The sequence below is a fragment of the Trabulsiella odontotermitis genome (assembly GCF_001188485.1).
In the GTDB taxonomy this organism is placed as follows: Bacteria; Pseudomonadota; Gammaproteobacteria; order Enterobacterales; family Enterobacteriaceae; genus Trabulsiella; species Trabulsiella odontotermitis_A.
Window position 1 is genome coordinate 73,473 of record NZ_JNGH01000068.1, and the last position, 26,294, is coordinate 99,766.

Sequence of the window (26,294 nt, forward strand, 5' to 3'; positions counted from 1 at the left end):
AAGGAAGACGTAATGCAGAACCCATCAACACCTCTGGCAGAGACCGCGCAAGGCCCCGTTCTGGGGTTGACTGAGGCGAATATTCACGTCTGGCGCGGGATCCCTTACGCCGCGCCGCCGGTCGGCGCACTGCGCTGGCGTTCGCCACAGCCGGTCGCCCCCTGGCAGACAGTGCGCGACGCTACCGTGTTTTCGGCCTCTTGCTGGCAAAGTCTCGACTACTGTATGGAGCTGGGTGGCGGCGATCCGGGGGCGTTTTCTGAGGATTGCCTGTATCTTAATGTCTGGTCGCCCGCAACGCGCACCGCGCCGTTGCCGGTAATGGTCTGGCTGCACGGCGGCGGTTTTACGCTCGGCGCGGGGTCTCTGCCGCCTTACGACGGCAACGCGCTGGCCTCACGTGATGTGGTCATCGTGACGCTCAATTATCGTCTCGGCCACCTCGGTTTTTTTGCCCATCCGGCGCTGGAAGGTGAAGAGCCTGAGCGCGTCTATAATTTCGCACTGCTCGATCAGATAGCCGCCCTGAAATGGGTGCAGCAAAATATCCACGCCTTTGGCGGCGACGCCAGCAACATCACGCTGTTCGGCGAATCCGCCGGCGCGCGCAGCGTGCTGTCGCTGATGACGTCACCGAAAGCGGTCGGTTTATTCCATAAAGCGATCATTCAGAGCGGCTATACGCTGGCGGATACGCCGCGACAGACCGCGCTGGAAAAGGGCGAGCAGATCGCCGCGCACTTTGGTCTGCAAAACGCCACCGCTGACGAACTGCGACGTATTCCTGCTGATGCTTTCTGGCCGCTCGCCGCGCCGCTCAGTACCGGCCCGGCACCCATCGTTGGCGATGCGGTGCTGCCGCAGCCAATGCTGGACGTTTTCTTCGCCGGGAAGCAGCATCCGATGCCGGTGATTGTCGGTTCGAACAGCGACGAAGCCAGCGTGATGGAGGTGTTTGGCGTTGACGTCTCGGCGCAAATCCAGAAGATGCGGCGCGAACGTCGTCTGGGACTTGGGTTGATTAAACTGTTGTATCCCGGTGTGAAAGAGGATGCTGAGCTGGGGCGCCAGGTCTGTCGCGATATGGCATTCACCACGCTGGGCTATGTGGTGATGCAGGCGCAGCAGCGCGTCGGGCAACCCTGCTGGCGCTACTGGTTTGATTACGTCGCACAACGCGAGCATGAGACTTACCTGCATGGCGCCTGGCACGGCAATGAAGTGGCGTACGTGTTTGCTAATCTGCGGCTGGCGGAACCGTCGCGCAATTACGTCAACGATCACGACGTGGCGTTTTCTGAGCACATCGCTGATTTCTGGGTGAATTTCGCCCGCACCGCCAGTAAAACCAGCGACACGCTACACGGCGTCACCCGCTGGCCTGCTTGTCTCCGGGGACGCGATCGATTGCTGCGCATCGGGCTGAACAAACATGCCGGGTTTAAAGTGGAAAATCGCTTTATGCGCGCCCGGCTGGCACTGTTCAAACGGGTGATGAAGCATCACGTTACGCTGGATTAAGCAACTCATCACGAAACCGCGCCAGACCCGCCGCCTTGCTTTGCGAGTCGCGGATCACCAGCCGGTAACTGGCACCGGTTTTTACGCTCAGTGCATAAGGACGCACTAAGCGCCCGCAGCGAATATCTTCCGCCACCAGGGTTTCATCGGCGATGGCGACGCCAAATCCCTGGATCGCAGCGGTAATCGCCAGGTCCATGGTGTCGAAGTGTTGATTTTTTTGCATAACCACCTGCGCCGATTGTGGAAAGGCCGACAGCCACAGCGACCAGTCGGTTTTGTCCCGCGTCGGGTGTAAAAAGGTCACGCCGCGCAGCACGTCGTCCACGTTGTTGGTTTTACTCAGCACCGGCGTCAGCGCCTCTTCAAACAGCAAATCTCCGACGTTCAGATGCGGGCCGAACACAATGGCGGCGTCAAAGGGTTCCGTTTTGAAATTGACCTGATGCTCAGTGGTGGTGGTGAGCGCCACCTGCAATTCCGGGTAGCGCTGTTCAATGGCCACCAGTTGCGGTACCAGCCAGCGCATGGCGCAGGTGGGGGCTTTCAGACGCACCACGGTTTGCTGCTGACGCGCCTGATCGGCGACCGTCACCAGTTGCCCGAAGGCGGCGAGCAGATCCGGGTAAAGCACGCTGCCCTGGGGCGAGAGTCGCAGGCCACGCGCGTGCCGTTCGAATAGCGGGAAGCCAAACCAGCGCTCAAGGCTGGCGATTTTACGGCTCACTGCGCCCTGCGTCAGACACAGCTCTTTCGCCGCATGGGTCAGATTGAGATGGCGGGCGGTCACGAGGAAGGTTTCTACAGCGTTCAACGGCAGATCGGTACGCGACATTCATTGGCTCCAGCTATGCAAAATCGTCATGGCTATTATGACAACAATTCGTTTGTCGCTTCAAGGCAGTTCAGTTTGAATAGTTATGCATATTAAACGAGAAAGGATTGAAGATGACTGTTCGTACTCCGGTGAAAACGCGCTCCAAACTGCCCGACGTGGGTACCACTATTTTTACCGTCATTGGACAACTCTCCGCACAACATAAGGCAGTCAACCTTTCTCAGGGCGCGCCGAATTTTTCCTGTGACGCCGGGCTCGTGGCGGGCGTTACGCGGGCGATGGAAGCCGGGCATAATCAGTATGCGTCGATGACCGGTCTGCATGCGTTGAAAGAACGTATTGCGGAGAAAGTCGCGACGCTGTATGGCACGCAGTACGATGTCGACAGCGAAGTGCTGGTCACCGCCAGCGCCAGCGAAGGGCTCTATTCCGCTATCAGTGGGCTGGTTCACCCGGGCGACGAGGTGATTTACTTTGAGCCGTCCTTTGACAGCTACGCGCCGATCGTTCGCCTGCAGGGCGCGACGCCGGTCGCCATCAAGCTGACGGTGCCGGATTTCACCATTAACTGGGATGAGGTGCGCGCCGCCATCACGCCGAAAACGCGGATGATCGTCATCAACACGCCGCATAACCCGAGCGGGCAGGTTTTCACACGGGACGATCTCATCCAGCTCGCGGCAGTGACGCGCAATACCGATATCATTATTTTATCGGATGAGGTTTACGAGCATGTGGTGTTTGATGGACAACAGCACCACGGCATGGCGACGCACCCGCAGCTGGCCGAGCGCAGCGTGATTGTGTCGTCATTTGGCAAGACATTTCACGTCACCGGCTGGGGNNGCATCAGTTCCTGATGTTCTCCGCCGATACCCCCATGCAGTATGCGTTTGCCGAACACATGCGCGACCCACAAACCTGGCTTTCGCTGGCGGCGTTTTACCAGCGCAAACGTGATCTGCTGCAGACGCTGCTGGCGGATTCCCCGTTTCACTTGCTGCCAAGCGCCGGATCGTTCTTTATGCTGGCGGATTACAGCCATTTCAGCGATGAAAGCGACAGTGAGATGGTGAAACGGCTGATTACCGAGTGTGGTGTTGCGACCATCCCGCTGTCGGCGTTTTACACCGACGGCACAGATAACAAACTGATTCGCCTCTCTTTTGCCAAAGATGAGACAACGTTACGGGCCGGTGCGCAGGCGCTGTGTCGCGTGAAGCCGCGTTAAGGAGCATAAGCCATGAAAATCAAAGCACTTTTACTTACTCTGGGGATGTTCAGCGTTTTCTCTTCGTTTGCCGCCACCGAGCTACGCTATGGCGTGGAAGCGGAATACCCGCCGTTTGAGAGTAAAAACGCGGCAGGGGAGCTGGAAGGGTTTGATATTGAGCTCGGCAAGGCCATTTGCGAGGCGGCCGCGCTGAAATGCAGTTGGGTGGAAACGTCCTTTGATGCGCTGATCCCGGGGCTGGTGGCGAAAAAGTTCGACGCCATTAACTCGGCGATGAACATCACCGAACAGCGGCGCAAGAGCATCGATTTTACCCAACCTATCTACCGCATTCCATCGCAACTGGTCGGTAAATCCGGGGACGGTATGGAAGCGACGCCGGAAGGGCTGAAGGGTAAAACCATCGGCGTGTTGCAGGGCTCGATTCAGGAAACCTTTGCCAAAGAGCACTGGGAAAAGTCCGGCGTCACGGTGGTGTCATACAAAGATCAGAACATGGCGTGGGCAGATTTGCTGAATGGCAGGATTGACGCCTCGCTGGTGATGTCCGCAGCAGGACAGGCGGGTTTCCTCAGCAAACCGCAGGGGAAAGGATTCGGTTTCATCGGCAAGCCGGTCGCGGACGATACCATTCTGGGTAGCGGCATCGGGTTTGGCCTGCGTCAGGGCGACGACGCGACGAAAGCACAGCTCAATACGGCGATCGACAAGGTTCGTGCCGACGGAACGATCACGAAGCTGGCGGCAAAATACTTTCCTGGTATCGACGTCAGCGTAAAATAATAACCACATGCCACGATTTAACCCCTGCTGATGATGTCAGGCAGGGGTTTTTTTATACATAAATTTACGTCTGTTTCGGCTGATTCCGGTCGACAGGCGTTTTTTCTGCTTTTGCGCGCTTTTTCTGCCGCCAACAATTGGATTATCAATCAATTTCTTCTAGAGTGAGCGACATTCACGACGCATCTGTTTGCCGCGTTGCGCATCAATTGACATGATAAAAGGACGCTTTCTCAGGCATGAATCGCAGACGTTTTCTAAAATCTTCCATGGCGGTGGCCGCTGTGGCAGGCACTTCCGGAGTCGCCTCATTGTTCACGAACGCCGCCTGGGCTGAAGAGTCGGATATCGCCGACGGTCAGACGCGTCGTTTTGACTACAACGTGCTGCAATCGATGGCACGCGATCTGTCGCAACAGCCGTGGGGCGGGCCGCCGCGCGCGCTGCCGGAAACGCTGGCGACCATGACGCCGCAGGCCNNACAACAGTATTCAGTACGATGCCGCGCAATCGCTGTGGAATAACATTGAAGACCGCAAGCTCGACGTGCAGTTCTTCCACATGGGGATGGGCTTCCGTCGCCGCGTGCGGATGTTCTCGCTGGATTCACAAACCCAGCAGGCGCGTGAGATTCATTTCCGTCCTGAATTGTTCCAGTACAACGACGCCGGTGTCGATACGAAGCAGCTGGAAGGGCAGTCGGATCTCGGTTTTGCCGGTTTCCGCGCGTTTAAAGCGCCGGAACTGGCCCGTCGCGATATCGTCTCATTCCTTGGCGCCAGCTACTTCCGCGCCGTCGACAGCACCTATCAGTACGGCTTGTCCGCGCGTGGCCTCGCGGTAGACACCTTCACCGACACCAAAGAAGAGTTCCCGGATTTCACCGCGTTCTGGTTTGAGACCGTCAAGCCGGGCGCGACCACCTTTACCGTCTACGCGCTGCTCGACAGCCCGAGCGTGACTGGCGCCTATAAGTTCGTGATCAACTGTGAAGAGAGTCAGGTGATCATGGATGTCGAAAATCACGTCTATGCGCGTAAAGACATCAAACAGCTCGGCATCGCGCCGATGACCAGTATGTTCAGTTGCGGCAACAACGAGCGTCGCACCTGCGACACTATCCATCCGCAAATCCATGACTCTGACCGCCTGGCGATGTGGCGCGGCAACGGCGAGTGGATCTGCCGTCCGCTGAACAACCCGCAAAAGCTGCAGTTCAACGCCTTTCAGGACAAGAACCCGAAAGGGTTTGGCCTGTTGCAGCTCGATCGCGATTTCAGCCACTATCAGGACGTGATGGGCTGGTACAACAAACGCCCGAGCCTGTGGGTGGAGCCGCGCAACGCGTGGGGCAAAGGAGCCGTCGGGCTGATGGAGATCCCGACCACCGGCGAAACGCTGGATAATATCGTCTGCTTCTGGCAACCGGAAAAACCGGTGAAAGCGGGCGACGAACTCGATTTTAAATATCGCCTCTACTGGAGCGCGATGCCGCCGGTACGTTCACCGCTGGCGCGCGTGCTGGCGACCCGCACCGGCATGGGCGGCTTCCCGGAAGGCTGGGCGCCGGGCGAACATTTCCCGGAGAAATGGGCGCGCCGCTTTGCTATCGATTTTGTGGGCGGCGATCTCAACGCCTCCGCGCCGAAGGGCATCGAACCGGTGATCACGCTGTCGAACGGAGAAGCGAAGCAGGTGGAAATTCTCTACGTTCAGCCGTTCGACGGTTACCGCATTCTGTTTGACTGGTATCCGACGTCGGATTCCACCGAGCCGGTGGAGATGCGCATGTTCCTGCGCTGTCAGGGCGAGGCGATCAGCGAAACCTGGCTGTATCAGTATTTCCCGCCTGCGCCGGACAAGCGCAACTACGTGGATGACCGCATAATGCGTTAATCATCCTCATGCCCCGTCGGATGCACCGGCGGGGCGTTTTTATGACCCCGACAGGTAGCAGCGATGGCGACCACTCCCGATATTTACATCCCCGTTAACGACCAGTTGTCGCTTCGCGCCATCGATGAGCGCTTTGTGCCGGAACTGCATCAGCTGGTACTCAAGAACCAGGCGTGGCTGCAGCACTCCCTCAACTGGCCGAAAGACGTTACCGATGAGAGCGTCACCCGCCAGAACGCGCAGGGCAATGTCATGCTGCATCAGCGCGGCTACGCGAAAATGTTTTTGATTTTCGACGATGAAGAGATGGTGGGGGTGCTGTCCTTCAATCAGATTGAGCCGCTGAATAAAACCGGCTATATCGGCTACTGGCTGGATGAATCACATCAGGGACGAGGCATTCTGTCGCAGGCGCTGCAGGCGTTTATCCATTTTTACAGCCAGCGCGGCGACGTGCGACGGTTTGTCATCAAATGCCGCGTGGCCAATAAACAGAGTAACCGGGTAGCGCAACGTAACGGCTTCGCGCTGGAAGGGTGCCTGAAGCAGGCGGAGTTCCTAAATGGCGCGTACCACGACCAGAATATCTACGCGCGGATTATCGACCCTGCATCAACGTGATCCCAGCAACGGCGTGCGCGTAATGCGCTCGTCGCCGCCGATCGCTTTTGGCCCACGCAGGTTGATCCGCTCGCCATCGAACGTTTCAATCACCGCATCGCCACTGATATCCACTTCATGCTCAATAATCACATCACCGCGAATGCGCACGCGTCCATGAATATTGACGTTATCATCCAGCAGCAGCGGGCCGCCCTGTAACCAGGCGTGGCCACCAACCCGCACGTGCTGTTTCAGCACGCAGTTGCCTTCCACCACCGCGTCGTCAGTGACTTCCGTGCCGTAGCGTAGCGTGGGGATCTCATCCTCACCGCGACCGGCAATGATCCGCGCATTGCCGGAAACGCGAGCGCAGTCGCAGATCCAGACGTTATTTTCTTCGTTGCCTTCAATGCGCGCATTGCCGAAAATTTCGGCGCGATGCTCGACAAACGCCTGGTTGACGAACGCCTCGCCATAGATTTGCGCCTGATGGACAATCCGCGAACGGCTGACAATGGCCCGCTCGTAGATTTGCAGGATTTTTTCGGCGTCCGGCGTCAGCCCCCGGGCGGCAATAATTTCGCACTGCTGCAGCACGCAGGCGTCGCCGAAAAGGTGGCACTCGCCGCGGATCTGCGAATCCTGAACCGTGACGTTGTCACTGATTTGCGCCTGATGACTTATAGCGCAGACGCCGAGCAGACGGGCATTATCTTCAATGCGCGCCCCGGCGAATACCACGCTGTTGCTGTCGTAGATCCAGCAGTTTCCCTGCTGGCTGAGGGCGGACTCGTCATCGATCCAGCCGCCCGCCGTCCCGGCAGTGACGTCAGCGAAATCGCGCAGGGCGATAATCTGGCGTAGCGTTACGGTGCTGTTCTCCCCGTTTTCGGGGTAGTGATGCTGGCGGGTTTCTTCGCTGAGACGGTATTTGTTCATCGCGGTTACTCGTCACTGTCGGTTAACATAAACGTAGCAAAGATCTCCGTAGCGTGGTTTTAAAGGTTTCTTTAGAATGCATCTTCTGAAAGGCTATTTCGGCGCTGGCGTTCGCGCCACGTTACTGAAAGAGAAGGATTAACCATGACACTGTGTGACGAAAACTACTTTACCGATAAGTACGGCCTGACCCGCACGCACTCTGAAGTGCTGCATGCCGCGACGATTATCCCGCCGGGCAAAACCCTCGATCTGGGTTGTGGCAACGGGCGCAACAGCCTTTATCTGGCGGCCAACGGGTTCGACGTCACCGCGTGGGATAAAAACCCGATGAGCATTAATAACCTTGAGACCATCCGCAAAGAAGAGGGGCTGGATAACCTTCAGACAGCGATTAACGATCTCAATGCCCTGAATTTTGACGGGGAATATGATTTTATTCTCTCCACCGTGGTGCTGATGTTCCTCGAGGCGAAAACCATTCCGGGTCTTATTGATAATATGCAACGCTGTACCAAAGCGGGTGGATACAACCTTATTGTCGCGGCCATGGATACGGAAGATTATCCGTGTACGGTAGGTTTTCCGTTTGCCTTTAAACCGCAGGAGCTGAGCAATTATTATACGGATTGGGAATTGCTCAAATATAACGAAGAGGTGGGGGAATTACACCGCACCGATGCTAACGGAAATCGTATTAAACTGCGCTTTGCCACTCTGCTGGCGCGTAAACTGGCGTAACCCGGCATTCAGCCCATCTGTCGATGGGCTTCCCTTTTTCTGATATTTTGATCTTCCCCCTTTATTGCCACAACAAACCCTTCAGCGGTTTGCTATAACTACCATGCACTCATGCATTTAAAGGGATTCCTACATGCGTACTAAAGCGTTATTAAGCGTGGCTGTTATTACGGCCATGATGGCGTTGACCGGTTGTGCTTCAAAAATTGCTGAGCCTGAAAAGTATTCCGGTTTTTTAAAAGACTACTCAAATCTGAAGGAGACGACATCCGCATCCGGTAAACCGGAATTACGCTGGATTGACCCTGATTACAACCCGAATAATTACGACAACGTAGTCTATAACCCGATCGTTTATTATCCGGTGCCGAAACCGAATACCCAGATCGGCCAGAAAGCGCTGGATCAAATCCGCAATTACACCAACACCGAACTGAAGCAGGCGATCGCCGAGCGCAAACCGCTGGCGACGACGGCCGGGCCGCGCAGCCTGATTTTCCGTGGCGCAATCACCGGTGTGGATTCCAGCAAAGAAGGGCTGCAGTTCTATGAAGTGGTTCCGGTGGCGCTGGTCGTGGCGGGAACGCAAATGGCGACCGGCCACCGCACAATGGATACCAACCTCTATTTTGAAGGTGAACTGATCGACGCGAAAACCAATAAGCCGGTGATCAAAGTGGTTCGCAAAGGCGAAGGGAAAGAGCTGGCGAACGAAAATACACCGATGACGGTTGATACGCTGAAACAGGTGATCGACGACATGGCTATCGACGCGGTGAAATTTGATCCGAACAACAAGTAATTCTGCATGCGCCATCGTCTGATGGCGCTTCATTTCTCAGGCGGCGTTGCCGCGCAACCTCCGTGTACGAAACCAGGTTTCTGGTTTCGCGAACATCACCAGATTCCCCACCAGAATTAATGCCAGACCAAAAACAGCGTTCAAATGCCAGACATAGCCCTCATAGAAAGTTGAAATGGTCAATGCCACCAGCGGGAACAGCAGTGTGCTGTAGGCGGCATTGCTGGCGCCGATGCGCCCAACCAGCGTGAAATAGGCACCGAAAGCGACCACCGATCCTAACAGCGCCAGATAGAGCAGAGCGCCCATATAGCTCAGCGTCCACTGCGGCGTAAAATCGTCACCGCGGAGCAGCGCAATCGCCCCCATCACCAGCGTGCCATACAGCATTGCCCAGCTATTGGTGGTCAGCGTTTCCAGACCACGGCGCTGATGGCGCAGGCTCAGCATGTTGCCGAGCGAAAACCCGTAGGTGCCAAGCGCGCTCAGGCCAATGCCGAACAGCAGGGAGGTATTAAATCCGCTTGCCAGCAAATCGTCCCAGAACAGCGTTACAATGCCGGTCAGCCCCAGCAGCGCCGCCAGATAAAAGCGCCCCGGCGGTTGCTGGCGGAAGAACAGAAAGCTGTTGATGGCGTTAAACAGTACCGCCATAGAAAAAATCACCGATTCCAGACCGGTGTTGATGTACGCCGCCGCCGTGTAAAAACACCAGAAGTTAAAACAGAAAACGCAGCAGCCCTGCAGCAGGCAGAACAGATGATCATGAACGCTCAGACGACGCAGGCGTCGCATTGCAATCAACACCACCAGCATCGTGACGCTGGCGACGGCAAAACGCCAGAAGATCGACACCGGCGCAGGTACCGGGCCTTGCTGCAGAAAAATGGCAATCCACGTCGTTCCCCAGATAACCACCACCAGCGCATACAATAAAACGTTCATTTTTATTCTCTCACGTGACAACCTGCCATCAGTGTGCCGAAACATGAGGAAACGCGCTGTCACCGGGCTGCGTCTGACTTGCAAATTCTTGCGGTTTTTTCTGCGGAATACCGTGCACAATGCTGGCATCGGAGGCGGACTCTTCATAGACTGAAGGCCTGACTTATCGATTCAACGGTTGCCATGTCTCACGCTTACAGTACCTTTGAAACGCTGTGCAAACAGAACGCCATTCTGCGGGATACGGTGTCGCTGAACTCTGGCATTCAGCTGGCCTCGTGGTTCAATAAGCGCGATACCATCACGGTGAAAAGCGATCACCACACGCTCAGCCTGTACGTGGCCGACGGCTACGAGAGCTATCAAAAAACGCCTGGCGGCTGGAAAAACGGCGGCGGGCCGGATCGGTTTTGCCTGATGCCGAAAGAGGGCGAAACAACGTGGGACATTCGCGACGATCTGTCGTTTGTGCACCTGTACTGCACCGATGAGCATCTGCGGGACACGGCAGAGAAGATCTGGGATCGCAGCCCGGCGGCGCTGACGCTGGATGAGAAAATTTTTGCTGATGACGCCAAAATCACCGCCGTCTATCGCCAGTTTCTGCTGGGCTGTGACTGGCAGCAGCAGGCCAACCAGTTGACGCTCAGCAGCGCCAGCACGCTGTTGCTGACGCATCTGATCCAGCATTATTCCAGCGTCCAGTGGCGGGGGGCGGCNNGCGTATATCGAAGAACATCTTTCGCAGCCGCTGACCCTTGCGGAGCTGGCGCAGGAAGCGGCGCTCAGCGAGTATCACTTCGCGCGCATGTTCCGTCAGTCGATGCAGATGGCGCCACATCAGTACGTGATGCAGCGGCGGATGGAAAAAGCAAAGCAACTGGTGCGCCATTCGACAATGACGCTGACCGGGATCGCGCTGGCCTGCGGCTTCAGCTCTGCCAGCCATTTCAGCAACCGCTTTCGCAGCGCCACCGGCAAAACCCCGTCGCAGGTACGCGCGGCGGCGCAGTCGTAACACAATCCGCGGAGCAGAAAGCCAAAACCGCGCTGAAGGGTGGAAAACGTTTTCGTCCGGGCACGGTTCTGACTACAATAGCCGCCATTTCGACCCTAACGGATAACAACGACAGTATGCGCCTGCAAACTCCACATCTAGAACTGCTCAGCCCCGCCCGTGACGCGACGATCGCCCGCGAAGCCATTCTGCATGGCGCGGACGCCGTCTACATTGGCGGACCGGGATTCNGGCGCGAAGGTGTTTGTCACCCTGAACACCATTCTTCATGATGATGAACTGGAACCCGCGCAGCGGCTGATTACCGATCTCTATCAGACCGGCGTGGATGCGCTGATCGTCCAGGATATGGGGATCCTCGAACTCGACATTCCGCCCATCGAACTGCACGCCAGCACCCAGTGCGATATCCGCAGCGTCGAAAAAGCGAAATTCCTTGCCGATGTCGGTTTCACACAAATCGTGCTGGCGCGTGAGCTGAATCTTGAGCAAATCAGCGCCATTCATGCGGCGACCGACGCCACCATTGAGTTCTTTATTCACGGCGCGCTGTGCGTGGCCTATTCCGGCCAGTGCTACATTTCCCACGCCCAGACCGGGCGCAGCGCCAACCGTGGCGACTGCTCGCAGGCCTGTCGTTTGCCCTATACCTTAAAAGACGATCAGGGGCGCGTGGTGTCGTTTGAAAAACACCTGTTGTCGATGAAAGACAACGATCAGACCGCCAACCTCGGCGCGCTGATCGACGCCGGTGTGCGCTCGTTCAAGATTGAAGGGCGCTATAAAGACATGAGCTATGTGAAAAACATCACCGCGCATTATCGTCAGATGCTGGACGCCATTATTGACGATCGCGGCGATCTGGCACGCGCTTCCGCCGGGCGCACGGAACATTTCTTTATTCCGTCCACCGACAAAACGTTTCACCGCGGCAGCACGGACTACTTTGTGAATGCCCGCAAAGGCGATATTGGCGCCTTTGATTCGCCGAAGTTTATTGGCCTGCCGGTTGGCGAAGTGCTGAAAGTGGCGAAAGATCATCTCGACGTTGCCGTGACGGAACCGCTGGCGAACGGCGACGGGCTTAACGTGATGATCAAACGCGACATCGTCGGTTTCCGCGCCAACACGGTAGAGAAAACCGGCGAAAACCGCTACCGCGTGTGGCCGAACGAAATGCCTGCCGACCTGCACAAAGTGCGTCCGCATGAAGCGCTGAACCGCAACCTTGACCACAACTGGCAGCAGGCGCTGCTGAAAACCTCCAGTGAACGTCGTGTGGCGGTGGATATTGCGCTCGGCGGCTGGCAGGAACAGCTGATTCTGACGATGACCAGCGAAGAGGGCGTCAGCGTCACGCATACCCTTGACGGCAACTTCGACGAGGCGACTAACGCCGAAAAAGCAATGAACAGCCTGCATGATGGCGTGGCGAAACTGGGGCAGACGATGTACTACGCCCGCGACGTCAGCATCACCTTGCCGGGCGCTCTGTTTGTGCCGAACAGCCTGCTGAATCAGCTGCGTCGTGAAACGGTGGAAAAACTCGATGAGGCTCGTCTGGCAGGCTATCAGNNAACCCATCTCAGCTTCCTGGCGAACGTCTACAACCACAAGGCGCGCGAGTTTTATCATCGCTACGGCGTACAGCTGATTGACGCCGCCTATGAAGCGCATGAAGAGAAGGGCGACGTACCGGTGATGATCACCAAACACTGCCTGCGGTTTGCCTTCAATCTGTGCCCGAAACAGGCGAAAGGGAACATTAAAAGCTGGCGCGCCACGCCGATGCAGCTGGTTCATGGCGACGAAGTATTAACCCTGCGCTTTGACTGCCGTCCGTGTGAAATGCACGTGGTGGGGAAAATCAAAAACCATATCCTCAAAATGCCGCATCCGGGCAGTATCGTCGCGTCCGTCAGCCCTGACGAGCTGATGAAAACGTTGCCAAAGCGCAAGAACTAAACGCTAAAATCAGGGGGAGATTTCCCCCTGATATTCAGGATTTAAACCCGGCGGCGGTCATCAACAGACGAAACCCCGCGCTGACGATCGCCAGCGCCAGCACGCTCCCGCCCCAGATGATGACCAGCCAGAACAACCGTTTCAACAGAGGTTGCTGCATCAGTGATAACCCTCCCCATGCTGGACTTTTCCGCGAAACACGTAGTAGCTCCAGAAGGTGTAGACCAGAATAATCGGGATGATCAGCAGCGCGCCGACCAGCATAAAGCCCTGGCTTTGCGGTGGCGCGGCGGCCTGCCANNGTAGCGGCACGGGTGCAAGGAAGAAAAGATTCGGCAGACTGAACCAGCGGGCGGCAATCGCGCCGTGCGCCAGCGGCGTCCACAGGCTGATAATCGCAATAATCGCCAGTAGCACCAGCAGCAATTTTTTCGCTGCGCAACGCATTTTCGCCTGCAGCGGGTTTTCACTTTTCATCACCAGCCACGTCGCGCCCAGCAGCGCGTAAGCAATGACCAGCCCCACGCCGCAGAACAGGGTAAATGGCGTCAGCCAGTCAAGCGGGCCGCCGCTGTAGGCGCGCCCGGCAACCGGAAAACCGTTCAACACAGCACCAACCACGATGCCCTGACAGAAAGTGGCGAGCAGGGAGCCGCCGATAAACGCGTTATCCCAGAACGGGCGGTGTGACGGCGTGGCTTTAAAGCGAAACTCAAAGGCGACACCACGAAAGATCAGGCCGATGAGCATCAGCGTCAGTGGGATGGTCAGTGCGTCGACGATCACCGCGTAGGCCAGCGGAAATGCACCGAACAGTCCGGCACCGCCGAGCACCAGCCAGGTTTCATTGCCATCCCAAACCGGCGCAACACTGTTCACCATCACATCACGGTCGTCCGGGTCGCGCGTCAGCGGGAAAAGTACGCCGATGCCGAGATCAAACCCGTCCATCACGATATACATCAGGGTGGCGAAAACGATGATCACAAACCAGATAACAGAAAGATCGATACCCATCAGCGGTGCTCCTCAGCAGGAAAAGGTTCAACGGCGGCGGAGAGCGGGCGAGCCGGGGTTCCCGACGTCTCCGGGTCATCATCCTGCGGCCCTTTGCGGATCAGGCGGATCATGTAGCTGTAGCCGACGCCAAACACGGCGCTGTAGACCACAATGAAGGCGAGCAGGCTGATGCTCATCTGCAGATCGCCGTGCGCAGAGACCGCATCGGCGGGGGGGGGGTGGCGATAAGTCCCGACGGCCCCATCCACAGCGCAAAGCGCAGGAACGGACGCGAGACATACAACCGCTGTTTTTTGCGTAACCACAACGCCGCGATGCCGAGCAGGATCATCAACATGCCAAGCCCGGCCATAAGGCGGAACGACCAGAACACGATGGTGGAGTTCGGCCGATCTTCCGGCGGAAATGCTTTCAGTGCCGGGACCTGCTTATCCAGACTGTGGGTGAGGATCAGGCTGCCGAGCGCGGGGATCTCCAGCCCGTAACGGGTGCGCTCCTGCGCCATATCTGGCCAGCCAAACAGCAATAGCGGCGTCGGCTCACCGGGCACGTTTTCCCAGTGGCCTTCGATAGCGGCGATTTTCGCTGGCTGATGCTCAAGCGTATTCAGACCGTGCATATCGCCAATCAGCGCCTGTAGCGGCGCGACGATCAGCGTCATCCACAGCGCCATGGAAAACATCGCGCGGATCGCGGGGGTATTGTTGCCGCGCAACAGATGCCAGGCCGCCGACGCGCCCACAAACAGCGCGCTGCTGAGAAACGCCGCCGTGGTCATATGCAGCAGTCGGTACGGGAACGACGGGTTAAACACCACCNTCCAGCTGTTGGAGGCGAGGATCCAGAAGGTGGAAATAATGGTGCCCAACGCCACCATACAGGTGGCGAAAAAGTGTAATCCCGGCCCGACCTTTTTCCAGCCAAACAGCATCACGCCGAGAAAACCGGCTTCGAGGAAAAACGCCGTCAGCACTTCATAGGTCAGCAGCGGGCCGGTAATGCTGCCCGCAAACTGCGAAAATCCGCTCCAGTTAGTGCCGAACTGCCAGGCCATTACCAGACCCGACACCACGCCCATACCGAAGTTAACGGCAAAGATTTTCGACCAGAAATGGTACAGCGACCGCCACACCGGATTTTTTGTTTTTAGCCACAACCCCTCGAGTACCGCCAGATAGCTGGCAAGGCCGATGGTGATGGCGGGGAAAATAATATGGAAGGAGACCGTAAACGCAAACTGGATCCTTGCCAGATGGAATGCATCAAGACCGAACATGCAGAACTCCGCATAGCAAATTGATTCAGCGCAATTTTATGATTTTCGGCGACGCAAAAGCAGAAACAGTACAGTGATATTAATTGATAACAGTTTGACAGCTGTAATTCATGAAAAAAAAGCCTGAGCTCACTTCGCGCAGGCTGTTTTATTAACGACTTCAAAAAGAGTTATGTGAAGTCATAGGCGATCTGCACGATGACCATATCATCACCTTTCATCGTATTTACATAAATGGATTCCTGAGGATCTGTACCTTGCCAGCACATTGTCTCAAAATCACATTTAATCTGCTTGTAACCTATAGATGCCAGATACGCTTCTATTTTACTGGTGTCACTTGTATCGTAAAATTTCAAAGCATATACATGCCTTGCTGGCCCGATGATATTTGTAAAATCAAAGGCATACCGATCAGAAATTCGAGGCATTTTTTTCAGTACATCAGGCGTATAAAAATCATATTCCCGCTTATCCTGCTCAGAATAATGAGCACTTTCCGCAAGCTCCATTTTAATCCATGGCCAGGAGCAGGCGAGTATCACGGCAACAACGATGGTTACGCCGCCGAACATTTTAAGTGAATTACGCATAGGGCAATGTTCTCCCTTTAACGCTATATATTGTGCAACAGCGTTCTTATATCGGTACCTTGAGCGTGACCGAGATCAATCCATCCGAGGACTTCGGTATAAATAAGGCCGTATTTAAGATCACTAAGGCGGCCATCAACGATATCATTTCTTTTACTCATCCTTAATCTCCGTCCTTTCTCGTTCCTTAAAAAGGAATCCACTCTATCTCTATTATTTTATTTCAAATTTATTGTCCGAGTGCAGGCAATAACGCATAACATAATGATACTCCTTTTACGAAAATGATAGGTGCAGTTGATATTCTTCTGTACCTGGGTTTTGCACCGCTTTCAGAACAACCCAGCGCAGGTGTTACAATCCCGCTTTTTAACCTCCTGACAATAACAGTTCTGCAAAACTGCTAAAATTTCCTGTCTGTTATAAGATGGTGAGAAATCTCTCGCAGGAATCCCGTCATGAAAAAATACCAGCGTCTCGCGCAGCAAATCACCGAACAGATTGCGCTCGGTGTGTGGGAGCCTGGCGATCGTTTGCCGTCGCTGCGTGAGCAGGTGGTGAGCAGCGGTATGAGTTTTATGACCGTCGGGCACGCCTACCAGTTACTGGAAAGCCAGGGGCGGATTATCGCCCGGCCACAGTCGGGATATTATGTGGCACCACGCCCGGTTCGCCAGACGCCAGCGATGCCGCCGGAGCAGGTGATGCGCGATGAATCCGTCGACATCAACACCTATATTTTTGAAGTCCTGCAGGCGAGCCGTGATGCGGCCGTGCTGCCGTTTGCTTCGGCGTTTCCCGATCCCCGGCTTTTCCCTTTGCAGCAGCTCAACCGCTCGCTGGCACAGGTGAGTAAAACCGCCACGGCGATGAGCGTGATTGAAAACCTGCCGCCGGGAAATGCTGAACTGCGTCACGCTATTGCCCGTCGTTACGCGCTGCAGGGGATGAACATTTCGCCGGATGAGATTGTGATCACCGCAGGTGCGCTGGAGGCGTTGAATCTCAGCCTGCAGGCCGTTACCGAGCCGGGTGACTGGGTGATCGTCGAGAACCCCTGTTTTTACGGCGCGTTGCAGGCGCTGGAACGTCTGAAGCTGAAAGCGCTGTCTGTCGCGTCAGATGTGAAAGAGGGGATCGATATGGATGCGCTGGCGCAGGCGTTGCGGGACTACCCGGTCAAAGCCTGCTGGCTGATGACCAACAGCCAGAACCCGCTCGGTTTCACGCTCTCGCCGGAAAAGAAAGCGCAACTGGTGGCGCTGCTGACGACGCATAACGTGATGCTGATTGAAGACGACGTCTACAGCGAACTCTATTTCGGCCGCGAAAAACCGCTCCCGGCCAAGGCCTGGGATCGCGACGATATGACGCTGCACTGTAGCTCGTTTTCGAAATGCCTGGTGCCGGGGTTTCGCATTGGCTGGGTGGCGGCGGGCAAACACGCGCGCCGCATTCAGCATTTGCAACTGATGAGCACGCTGTCCACCAGTTCGCCGATGCAGCTGGCGCTGGTGGATTACTTAGCCACTAAACGCTATGACGCTCATCTGCGCCGCCTGCGTCGTCAGCTCGCCGAACGAAAACAGCTGGCCTGGCAGTCGCTGTTGCGGCATCTGCCCGCCGAGGTGAAGATCCACCATAACGACAGCGGTTATTTCTTGTGGCTGGAATTGCCTGTGGGTGTGGACGCCGGTGAGCTGAGCGCGAAAGCGCTGGCGCAGCACATCAGCATTGCGCCGGGCAAAATGTTTTCCACCACTAACAGTTGGGCGTCATTCTTTCGCTTTAATACCGCCTGGGGCTGGGACGAGCGTGAGGAAAACGCGGTGAAGGTGCTGGGCGCGTTGATTCGCGAATTGATAAAAAAATAGCGCCTGCAGAGGCAGGCGCCAGGGTTGATATTATGCCGTGACAATCGGCGGTTCTTCAAACGCGGTCAGCTTCGGTGCTTCGCCTTTATATTTCTCAGCGTACACCAGCGAGGTGTTACCCGCGCAGCCGTTTGCCAGGCGTGATGTCGGAATATCCGCCGTCAGTACGTTAGCGCCGCCATTTTTACAGATCCCGTTTTCGATATCCGGCCAGGCGCCTTCATGGATACAAATCACGCCTTGTTTAATGCCGTCGCTGACGCGGGCACCCACCAGTACCTGTCCACGCGCGTTCCAGACGCGGACCAGATCACCATCGGCAATGCCGCGAGCTTTCGCATCTTCCGGGTGAATGGTCACCGGCTCGCGGTCAGCAACTGCATACTCTTTACGCAGTGCCGCATAGTTCAGTTGACTGTGCAGACGGTGCGCCGGGTGGGCGGTCAGCAGTTGCAGCTGATCCTTATCCGCGGAACCTTTCCACTCATCAGGAGCCAGCCATGTAGCGTGCGGCGGACAGTCCTTGTAATTGAAACCTTCGATGGTTTTCGAGTAGATCTCAATTTTGCCGCTTGGCGTACCGAGGGCGTTCATTACCGGATCGCTGCGGAACTCGGCGTAGCGCACGTACTTCTCGTTTTTCTCGTTCTTACGCATTTCGATCAGCTTATTCTGCTGCCAGAACGCGTTGAACTGCGGCATCGCCACGCGCTGCGCACGACCGGCTTTTTGCGCTTCGTCGTAGAACTGCTTCAGCCAGCCCATCTCGTCTTTGCCTTCGGTGTAGACCGCTTTACCGCCTGCTTTGAGCATTTCGGCAAGATCGGCAAAGACGTCGAAGTCGTTGCGTGATTCAAACTGCGGCGGCACGGCCTGCTTCATCGGCACCAGGTGCTGGTTACTGTAGTCACCGGTCATGGTCAGGTCGTTACGCTCAAACGAGGTGGTGATTGGCAGAACGATGTCTGCGTGTTTCGCCGCCGCCGTCCAGTAGCTTTCAGAAATAACCACCAGCTCTGGTTTTTGCCAGGCCTTGATCAGACGGTTAGTGTCCTGGTGATGGGTGAAGTTGCCGCCGCCGGCCCACCAGATCATTTTGATATCCGGGAAGGTCTGCTCTTTACCGTTGTGCTGATATTTGCCGCCAGGGTTTTCCAGCGCTTCGACGATACGCGCCACCGGAATGCTGGTGACGGCATCGGACACCGCCCAGTCGTTGCCAGCGGACGAGCCGCCCGCGATTTGCGCGGAAATGGCGGGGAGGACGCCNCGGCCAGTTTCTCAATTTGCTCAGCAGGCACGCCGCTGATATCTGCGGCCCACGCGGCGGTTTTCTCCACCTTGTCGGTTTTACCGAGCAGATACTCTTCGAACTGCGGGTAGCCGGTGGTGTATTTGTCGAGGAAGGTTTTGTCGTGCAGACCTTTTTTCACCAGCGTATGGGCAATACCCAGCATCATGGCCACGTCGGTGCCCATGTTTGGCGCAATCCACGTCGCGCTGTCGCCAAAGAATTCAATGGTTTCCGAACGCATCGGGTCAATGGCAATCACGCTCTTGCCCGATTTTTTCAGCAGATGGAAATATTCCAGCCCTTGCTCGTCGGTGCTGCTCCAGGCGATTTTCAGTGTGTTGAGCGGGTTCATGCCCCACAACACCACGACCTGGCTGTGTTCGAGGATCATTGGCCACGTGGTGGGCTGCTCGTACACTTCAACCGATCCCAGCACGTAAGGGAGGATCACCTGCGCCGCGCCGGTGGAGTAGTCGCCGGTGTGCCCGGCGTAGCCGCCCGCCATGCTCATATAACGCTGTAGCANATGAATGAGCTTCAGGGCCTGATCCCAGCTCACGCGTACGAACGGATCGTTACCGCGTTTACCGTCGGCTTTGCCGGGATTTTCCAGATAGCTTTTACGCACCATCGGATATTTGATGCGTGCGGTCGTGTGAACCTGATCCGGTGCGGTTTGTTGTAATGAGTTAGGGACGGTTTTTGGCAGTGCGCCTTTTGAGGAAACGATTTTTCCGTCCTTGACCTCAACATACATGGCACCCCAACGCCCGGCGGTCAGAATAGCGCCGCCAGCCGGGCCTTCCGCCCAGGCGGGCATCGGGATCGCAGACGTAATCGCCAGCGTACCTGTTGCTGCTCCGGCCGTTTTAATAAAGTCGCGTCTTGTGAGTCTCATAGTAGCTCCTGGTGTTCTCGTTTATTCTTTGATGTCTTTCGCGTTGTACTGGAAATAACGGCTCAAAATATCCAGTTCGTTTTCACTGATATTGGTGCGCGCCCCCATGCCTTTCACCACCGACGGCCAGGCATTAAGGGTGTAGTGGTGCGTCGGAATCATAAGAGACTCACTAACAGCAACGCAGCCATGACATTAATAATCACTACGGTTTTGCTGGAAACGTCCATAACGCCACCTCGTTGAATTAACCTCTAATGGTATAGTCGGCGAAGTGACTAAGCGCAATCGGACAAAAGCTTAGATTTCTAAAATTCAGCGCTGGCAAGAAATTTTCGTATTCTTGCGCTGAGATCTTGATGGGGGTCATAAAAAGAGTCATAGTGCGCCCGGTTTTTCTCCACGGAATGGGCTTCTCAATGACGTTGTATCAAAAAATGCTGGTGTTCTATGTCGTGATGGCCGTGATCTGCTCAGTGATCACCTGGTTCCTGACGAAAGAGCGCTGGTGCATCCGCCTGATGGCTTCCCTCCTTGTTGGTGTAACCTGGCCGTTTAGTTTCCCGGTGGCGCTCCTGCTGTCGCTGTTCTGAGTATTGATGCAAGGCTCACGTCCCTGTGAACTCGCATTACTGCAAATGCTTCTGTAGCTGACGACGCGCGTCAGCAGTGATCTCCTGCGGATGCAGCCAGCCGGCGTTTTCCGTCGCCCGACTGTAAAGCGCCACCAGCCAGTCATACACATAACGCGTCGCCGCGTGAACCGGCTGTTCACCGAGCTGCGTCAGACGCGCGCTGGTATCCGGTGATTTCAGTTCAAAGATGGCGCTGCCTTTGGCTATGCGGCTCGCCGGACGGGCCTCTGCAGGCAGGGCGGCATAATCAAACCAGGCGATAAAATTGCCGATAGTGGCGCGCAGCTGGGCGGCACTGGGGTTTTCACTGCGCATCACCTGCTGCAGTTTTGCCGGCAGTTGCAGCCGATAGCTGGTGACGATCAGACATTCCGCCAGCTGTNTGCATGGGCGGCAATATCGGCACGACGACTCCACTGATGCAAATGTTTGATCCACAACTCGTGCGCCAGCGTGCCGGTATCCTGCTCCCGGCTGACCGCACGGGATTGATCTTCCGGCTGCGCGAACAGATCCACGCTTTCGCTGAATAACCCGGCCACTTTCTCTTCCCGCGGCTGCTGTGTCTGGCAGAGCAGGTCAAAGGCGCGCTGGGCGGGTAGCAATCCTTCGATTAATTCCCCCAGCGTGGCGGCGCGTGACTGTAGCTGGCGAACCAGCGATTGTGCCTGCTGCTGCATGGCGGGNNCGTTGACCGGGTTTTTTGATCAGTTGCTGAACGCCTTCATCGAGATTCTGTTTCAGGGTGAAACGGTGATCGTGCGGGGTAATCGCCCACACCAGTCCCGGCAGAGCGCTTTCCTGCACCGGCTGCGTGTCGTCCACCCATTGCATCAGCGAACGGGCAACGGCAGGTGTCTGCGCGCGCTGCACGGTGGCGTTGCACACCAGCAAAATGTCCGGCTGGAAACCTGACGATAGCTTTCCAGCAGCCAGCGGCATTTACTTTGCCAGAGCGGCGCGCCGGACGACTGCGCGACCGCCGGGATATCCACGATCTCGACGTTATCCAGCAGGCCTTTTTCGACCGGCAGTACCAGTTCAAGGCTCAACAGCGCCAGTGTGGCGATCGGCAGACTGATGGCGTTCTGCAAACGGCCGTTGTGCAGCGGGTGCACCACCACGTCGCCTTCCACCTCAATGTCGGGTGTCAGGAAACCTTCTGTCGGCAGGGCAAAGCTGTCAACCAGCAGACTCAGCGGCGCGGCGACGTCGCGGGCGCTACCGGTCTGGTGCAGCGTATGTGCCAGACTCAGCCACTGTTGGGTCAACGTCTGTTGCTCGCCCCACAGCAGCGACCAGGCACTGGCACGGGCGCTGAGATCCAGTGACGGTAGCAGCGAGGCAAACTGATACCACAGATCGTCGTCCATCTGCTGTTGCGACACCGGCACGCTTTCGCGCCAGAAGCGGGCAATGGCGGCGATTGCTTCGCGATCGATGCCCGGCACCTGCTGTGGCTGACGCAGGGACTGCCAGCCCGACAGGCGCGCGGCGATCACGCCCCTGTCGACCATGCGGATATCGTCCTGATCTAACGCATGCATGATAAACAACTGCACCAGCTCGGCTTCGCTCATCAATTTCAGGCGCAGGGGAAAGGCCTCATCCGGCGCGGTGGCCAGCGGACTGAAGCGGATCGCCATGCGGGTGGTGTTATGACCGGGATTGATGTGCGTAAACCAGTCCAGCTTTTTGCTGCCTGCGGTAACGGGTAACCGCCCGGCGGGGCTGTTGCACAGCGTCGTCAGTAAATGTGCTTTTGCCTGCAGGGCATGACCGTACAAACCAACGGACGGCGTCTGGTTTTGCGCTGACGCCAGTTTGCGCTGCTGATGCTGTAGCGCCAGCAGTCGCGTCAGCAGGGCGTCGGCATCGTTATTCAGTAAGGGGGCGTGCAGGCGCGTGGCTTCCGTCCACGCGATGACGGCTTGTAAATCACTCATTTCAGATAAACGCTCCCGCTATCGATCCAGTAGTGGCTGCCGCTGTGACGGCGATCGGCCAGCGNNTCCGGCGCGACCGGCGTACCGTCCTGCAACCAGGCGTCCGCCAGTTCAAAGGCGTCAGGAGCCAGATAGCGGTTGCCGCCGCTCAGTTGCAGGCGAACATGCAACACGCCATCTCCGGCGATGGTTTTTGCCAGCTCCGGGCTGTTAATGCTCAGGGTGTAGAGTGGGGTGGCAGGCCAGCGGGCGTTGGCGAGCTGGCGGAAACCCAGCGTGACGTTGCCGCGCAGCGGGAAATTAAGCCGCGAATCGAGCTTCACGCCAGGCTGGTCCAGATCGATGTCCGGGTACCAGACGTTCTCGTCACGCAGCGTGTTTACCACGTTATCCAGCACGCCGAGATAGCGCACGGTGGAATAGGCGCCGATGTCAGCGGCCTTGAAGTTAAAGCGCGGCAGGCGCAGATCGAGTGCCAGGCTGCAGAGCATCGCGCCTACTGCGGCGGTGGATTTCGGGTTACCGATTTTGCCCTGCTGGCTGAACGGATACCATTCATGCACATGATATTTATCGAGCCAGACCATGCGGCTGGCCGGAACCGGCTGCAGATGACGGATCAGCGCCTGCACGCCCGGCAGGCAACCCGGACGCCCGGTGATCAGCAGCACGTCGCAATGGTAATGGGAGATGGCTTCGCACACCGCATGCAATGGCGAGGCGATGGTGAATTCACCTGCCAGCATCGCCTGCTGGAGATCGTTGAAATTGACCTGTAACGGCACGCTGAGCAGTTCGAACGGCGCAGAACCGCCTGGCAACTGATGCTCAACCGCGTGGGTAATGTAGTTCATCACGTTGCGCGTTGGCTGCTGGTTCAGCAGTTCGCCAAAGGTGGCGTACAGACCCGCCAGCGGATCGCTGCTGTCGCTCCGCTCCCACGCCGCAAGAATGGCGTGGCCGAGGGGCATAAACAGCTGCAGCGTAGTTTGCTGGCGCAGCACTGCCTGGGTATCGATCCGCCCGGAATCGCCGAACAGCGTCGCCATCAGCGCTGGCGCATCGGCAATGCCGCTTTTCTGCAACTGAGTCTGCAACGCCGGTAACACGCAGCGCTGAATGACATCCAGCAGGATGTCGTCACCGGCCACTTTAAACCCTTCGCGGAACAGCAGATGTGGGGTGATTTTGACGTTGCTGCCGGTGCCGTCNCGGAGGCCACGCGCAGGGTGCGGCCTGGCTGCTCATTGTGTGCCGCCGCGCGATCCGGGCGGGACAGGGCGGCAAAAAACGCTTCCGTCTGCCCGCTGTAATGCGACACCGCTTCGTTGTACAGCCACACCAGTTGGCCGCAGCTCGCTTCGTCCCATTCCATCTGGATCTGCGGCACCGGCACCACGCTGTTTTTTTGCAGCTTCAGATTAGCGAAATCGTCATCTTGCGGATGCCAGCCGAGAGATTTCCACACCAGGGCAATCGCTTCAAACATCCGGCGACGGAAGATCTCGCGCTCCTGTTTCGGCATCGCTGACGGCAGGGTCAGAATAATGGTGCGCAACTGACGCGGCGACGACGGAAAACCGAGCCGCAGGCGTGTTGCCACGCTGTTGATCTGCCCGAGCGCCTGCGCCAGTAATTCACACAGCATATGCGTCATCAGCGTGCTGCGGCTGTACTGCGGCGAAAACACCGGCAGACGGTCTTCCGGCGGCAGCGGATACNTACAGCGGCTGACCGTCGTCGTTCATCAGGTTCATCAATGGGAAGGCGGTCGCCAGCGGTTCGCGCTGGGTTTTGCTGTTGATCTGGCTGAAACGCCAGTCCTGCACGGTGGGCGTTTCGTCCCACAGATAGCGGCGCGGGCTGGACAAACCGCTGTAACCGTCAGTGCCGAGGCGCTGCATCGCCAGTTTGCGCGCTTCGTCGCCAACGCGAACGATCGATGGCCAGACGAATGCGTCATCACGTCCGCTTTCGACAGAACAGTGTTGTTTGCCGAAGCGCGCTTCGCAGAATTCGATACGGCTGCTGAACAGCGGCTCGTTGAGGTACTGCGGCTCGGTCAGCGAACGGACCTGTAATTCCGCCGTCTGGCGCAGGCCATCGTTGGCATCGCCCTGATCTTCAATAATCACGCCGCAGGTATGGGTGTTGCCGACATCCAGAATCAGGTCGACAGGGATCGCCGGGGTGCTCAGCGTGGCGGTGACAATTTTGATCTCCGGGATGGAAAGCTGTTCGCCGAGCAGGGTGAGCAGGTTCAGCCAGTGACCCTGATATTCAAAACTGCGCATCGCCTGGGCGATGTCGCGCTCGGCGCGGCTTTGCTGGGTGGCGTACTGGTTAAAGACCTCACGAAGCCAGCCATCGACCCAGGTCTGATCGAGAAAATCGGCAATTTCGTCGTCACGCCACGCCAGCGAAAAGCGGGTGCCGTTGAGAATATCGTTTTCCACCGGTGCCAGCGACGCCGGGCTGTTACCGCTAAGCTGGCTGTCAAACGCCAGCGTCACGCGATGGCTGTTGCCCGCGCTGTCCGGCTGGCTCAACTTACGGATTTGCACCCGTGCCCAGTTATCCGGCCCTTCAACAAAGGTCCGTGGCGGATTAAAGCGGAAGAAGGGCAGCGGCAGCCAGATCCCGTCGAGGATAGCCAGCGACTGCTCCAGCGTCAGCGTGCTTTCCGGCTTCACCACTTCCGCCTGTTCACCCTGACGGGCAGGCAGCGTGTAGCGACCGTTAACCAGGTCGTAATCGAGACGCAGCAGCGGGCCGTTGGCGGTTTTCCGCACGAAACGCCCGCTGTGGAGCGATTCCTGCGGCGTCAGGCCAAAATCCAGAAACTGCACACCGCTGTTGGCAATCAGCGTGACGCTCTGTTTGTAATCGCAAAGAGTAACCAGCATAACATCAGGCCCCTGTTTTCTTGAGCGTCAGCGGGACGATGGTTTTCGCATCGTAGCGGCCGGTACATTGCGCCACATCGCTGGTGCCGGCTTTGCAGGAAATTTCCGGCATCGGGTAACGGGAGCCATCCGCGCAGCGGGCGGCACCACGGCTCTTAATCATCAACTCGCCGTTCTGGTGCAGGCCGGAGAAAATCTCCACGCGGCAGACAATATTGCTGCCGTGCACCACGCGCGCGGTGCCTTTGTTGTTCTGGATCTGATAACGCAGCGAGGGCGCTTTGCCGGTCGGATCTTTGATATCCACCAGAACGCGCCAGCTGCCGTTAAGGAATTTTGTCGTGCCCGCTNTCTTTCGGGATGGCGGCGATCACCACAGGCTCATCAGCAGGTTTGGTTTTCTCTTCCACTTTCTCTTCTTTGGCTTTGACCACATCCGCCTGGTGCAACGGCAGTCCGGCGGTGAGCTTCGGTAAATCGGCGGGCGCAGGCGCTTGCGCGACCACTGGCGCCGGTTCGGCGGCCGGGGCGTTCTGTTTCCACAGCAGCGGCACGGCGACGGCGGCA

15 protein-coding genes and 9 pseudogenes are annotated in these 26,294 nt (G+C 57.0%); 11 read left to right on the forward strand and 13 right to left on the reverse strand.

The genetic code is table 11. From position 1 onward, the window contains the following. Window positions 1-12 precede the first annotated feature (12 nt). Window positions 13-1,521, forward strand: coding sequence for a carboxylesterase/lipase family protein (locus tag GM30_RS06655; RefSeq protein WP_049847976.1), 1,509 nt, complete (start codon window positions 13-15; stop codon window positions 1,519-1,521). On the opposite strand, the gene GM30_RS06660 is transcribed toward GM30_RS06655, so the two are convergent. Continuing rightward, window positions 1,508-2,356, reverse strand: a complete 849-nt coding sequence (locus tag GM30_RS06660) for a LysR family transcriptional regulator (protein ID WP_049847977.1) — start codon at window positions 2,354-2,356, stop codon at window positions 1,508-1,510. The two genes, GM30_RS06655 and GM30_RS06660, sit on opposite strands and share 14 nt — an antisense overlap. Before the next feature lie 113 nt (window positions 2,357-2,469). Here GM30_RS06660 and GM30_RS06665 point away from each other — a divergent pair. The 4 genes and pseudogenes from GM30_RS06665 to rimL all read left to right on the forward strand — a co-directional run bounded on the left by GM30_RS06665 (window position 2,470) and on the right by rimL (window position 6,893). Next, window positions 2,470-3,590 (forward strand): annotated as a pseudogene (locus tag GM30_RS06665) (methionine aminotransferase). Between the two features lie 12 nt (window positions 3,591-3,602). Further along, the gene (locus tag GM30_RS06670) at window positions 3,603-4,376 is read left to right on the forward strand and encodes a transporter substrate-binding domain-containing protein (protein WP_049847978.1); all 774 of its coding nucleotides are present in this window, start codon (window positions 3,603-3,605) and stop codon (window positions 4,374-4,376) included. 239 nt (window positions 4,377-4,615) lie between these two features. Then, window positions 4,616-6,272, forward strand: a pseudogene (locus GM30_RS06675) (glucan biosynthesis protein). A gap of 63 nt (window positions 6,273-6,335) precedes the next feature. Further along, complete coding sequence (rimL, locus tag GM30_RS06680; RefSeq protein WP_049847979.1) at window positions 6,336-6,893, forward strand: 50S ribosomal protein L7/L12-serine acetyltransferase; 558 nt, start codon at window positions 6,336-6,338, stop codon at window positions 6,891-6,893. Here the strand turns inward: rimL and ydcK are convergent. After that, on the reverse strand, window positions 6,885-7,814 hold the full coding sequence (ydcK, locus tag GM30_RS06685) for a YdcK family protein (protein WP_049847980.1): 930 nt from the start codon (window positions 7,812-7,814) through the stop codon (window positions 6,885-6,887). The two genes, rimL and ydcK, sit on opposite strands and share 9 nt — an antisense overlap. A gap of 144 nt (window positions 7,815-7,958) precedes the next feature. Between ydcK and tehB the strand changes: the two genes are divergently transcribed. Further along, entirely contained in the window at window positions 7,959-8,555 is a 597-nt protein-coding gene (gene tehB / locus GM30_RS06690; protein ID WP_049847981.1) for a tellurite resistance methyltransferase TehB, read from the forward strand. Window positions 8,556-8,688: 133 nt separating this feature from the next. Then, window positions 8,689-9,357, forward strand: coding sequence for a DUF3313 domain-containing protein (locus GM30_RS06695; RefSeq protein ID WP_049847982.1), 669 nt, complete (start codon window positions 8,689-8,691; stop codon window positions 9,355-9,357). 36 nt (window positions 9,358-9,393) lie between these two features. Here GM30_RS06695 and GM30_RS06700 read toward each other — a convergent pair whose 3' ends face one another. Further along, the gene (locus GM30_RS06700) at window positions 9,394-10,302 is read right to left on the reverse strand and encodes a DMT family transporter (RefSeq protein WP_049847983.1); all 909 of its coding nucleotides are present in this window, start codon (window positions 10,300-10,302) and stop codon (window positions 9,394-9,396) included. Between the two features lie 183 nt (window positions 10,303-10,485). Between GM30_RS06700 and GM30_RS06705 the strand changes: the two are divergent. Continuing rightward, window positions 10,486-11,320, forward strand: a pseudogene (locus GM30_RS06705) (helix-turn-helix domain-containing protein). A 116-nt stretch (window positions 11,321-11,436) separates the two neighbouring features. Continuing rightward, window positions 11,437-13,285 (forward strand): annotated as a pseudogene (locus tag GM30_RS06710) (peptidase U32 family protein). 34 nt (window positions 13,286-13,319) lie between these two features. Here GM30_RS06710 and GM30_RS23930 read toward each other — a convergent pair. From GM30_RS23930 to GM30_RS06725, 4 genes and pseudogenes are all read right to left on the reverse strand, one after another. Further along, entirely contained in the window at window positions 13,320-13,445 is a 126-nt protein-coding gene (locus tag GM30_RS23930; protein WP_072094056.1) for a DUF2474 domain-containing protein, read from the reverse strand. Continuing rightward, window positions 13,445-14,302 carry a cytochrome d ubiquinol oxidase subunit II gene (gene cydB, locus GM30_RS06715; protein ID WP_049847984.1) on the reverse strand — a complete coding sequence of 286 codons (858 nt, stop codon included), beginning with the start codon at window positions 14,300-14,302 and terminating at the stop codon, window positions 13,445-13,447. Before cydB ends, GM30_RS23930 begins: the two co-directional genes overlap by 1 nt. Further along, window positions 14,302-15,581: pseudogene (locus GM30_RS06720) on the reverse strand (cytochrome ubiquinol oxidase subunit I). Before GM30_RS06720 ends, cydB begins: the two are co-directional and overlap by 1 nt. Window positions 15,582-15,751: 170 nt before the next feature. Beyond that, complete coding sequence (locus GM30_RS06725) at window positions 15,752-16,174, reverse strand: hypothetical protein (protein ID WP_049847985.1); 423 nt, start codon at window positions 16,172-16,174, stop codon at window positions 15,752-15,754. A 458-nt stretch (window positions 16,175-16,632) separates the two neighbouring features. On the opposite strand from GM30_RS06725, the gene GM30_RS06730 reads away from it, so the two are divergent. Further along, a complete protein-coding gene (locus GM30_RS06730; protein ID WP_049847986.1) occupies window positions 16,633-18,048 on the forward strand; it encodes an aminotransferase-like domain-containing protein in 1,416 nt (471 codons plus the stop codon). 30 nt (window positions 18,049-18,078) lie between these two features. Here GM30_RS06730 and GM30_RS06735 read toward each other — a convergent pair. Then, a pseudogene (locus GM30_RS06735) lies at window positions 18,079-20,240 on the reverse strand (molybdopterin-dependent oxidoreductase). Between the two features lie 21 nt (window positions 20,241-20,261). Continuing rightward, a pseudogene (locus tag GM30_RS26040) lies at window positions 20,262-20,435 on the reverse strand (NapC/NirT family cytochrome c); the annotation flags it as partial. Window positions 20,436-20,659: 224 nt separating this feature from the next. Here GM30_RS26040 and GM30_RS23940 point away from each other — a divergent pair. Beyond that, entirely contained in the window at window positions 20,660-20,833 is a 174-nt protein-coding gene (locus GM30_RS23940; RefSeq protein WP_072091911.1) for a GhoT/OrtT family toxin, read from the forward strand. Between the two features lie 36 nt (window positions 20,834-20,869). Here GM30_RS23940 and GM30_RS27680 read toward each other — a convergent pair whose 3' ends face one another. The 4 genes and pseudogenes from GM30_RS27680 to GM30_RS25450 all read right to left on the reverse strand — a co-directional run. Then, the gene (locus GM30_RS27680; protein ID WP_338011769.1) at window positions 20,870-21,313 is read right to left on the reverse strand and encodes a virulence factor SrfC family protein; all 444 of its coding nucleotides are present in this window, start codon (window positions 21,311-21,313) and stop codon (window positions 20,870-20,872) included. Window positions 21,314-21,708: 395 nt separating this feature from the next. Beyond that, window positions 21,709-22,821, reverse strand: coding sequence for a virulence factor SrfC family protein (locus GM30_RS27685; RefSeq protein WP_338011770.1), 1,113 nt, complete (start codon window positions 22,819-22,821; stop codon window positions 21,709-21,711). Then, window positions 22,818-25,727, reverse strand: a pseudogene (locus tag GM30_RS25445) (virulence factor SrfB). Before GM30_RS25445 ends, GM30_RS27685 begins: the two are co-directional and overlap by 4 nt. 4 nt (window positions 25,728-25,731) lie before the next feature. After that, window positions 25,732-26,294, reverse strand: a pseudogene (locus tag GM30_RS25450) (SrfA family protein); the annotation flags it as partial.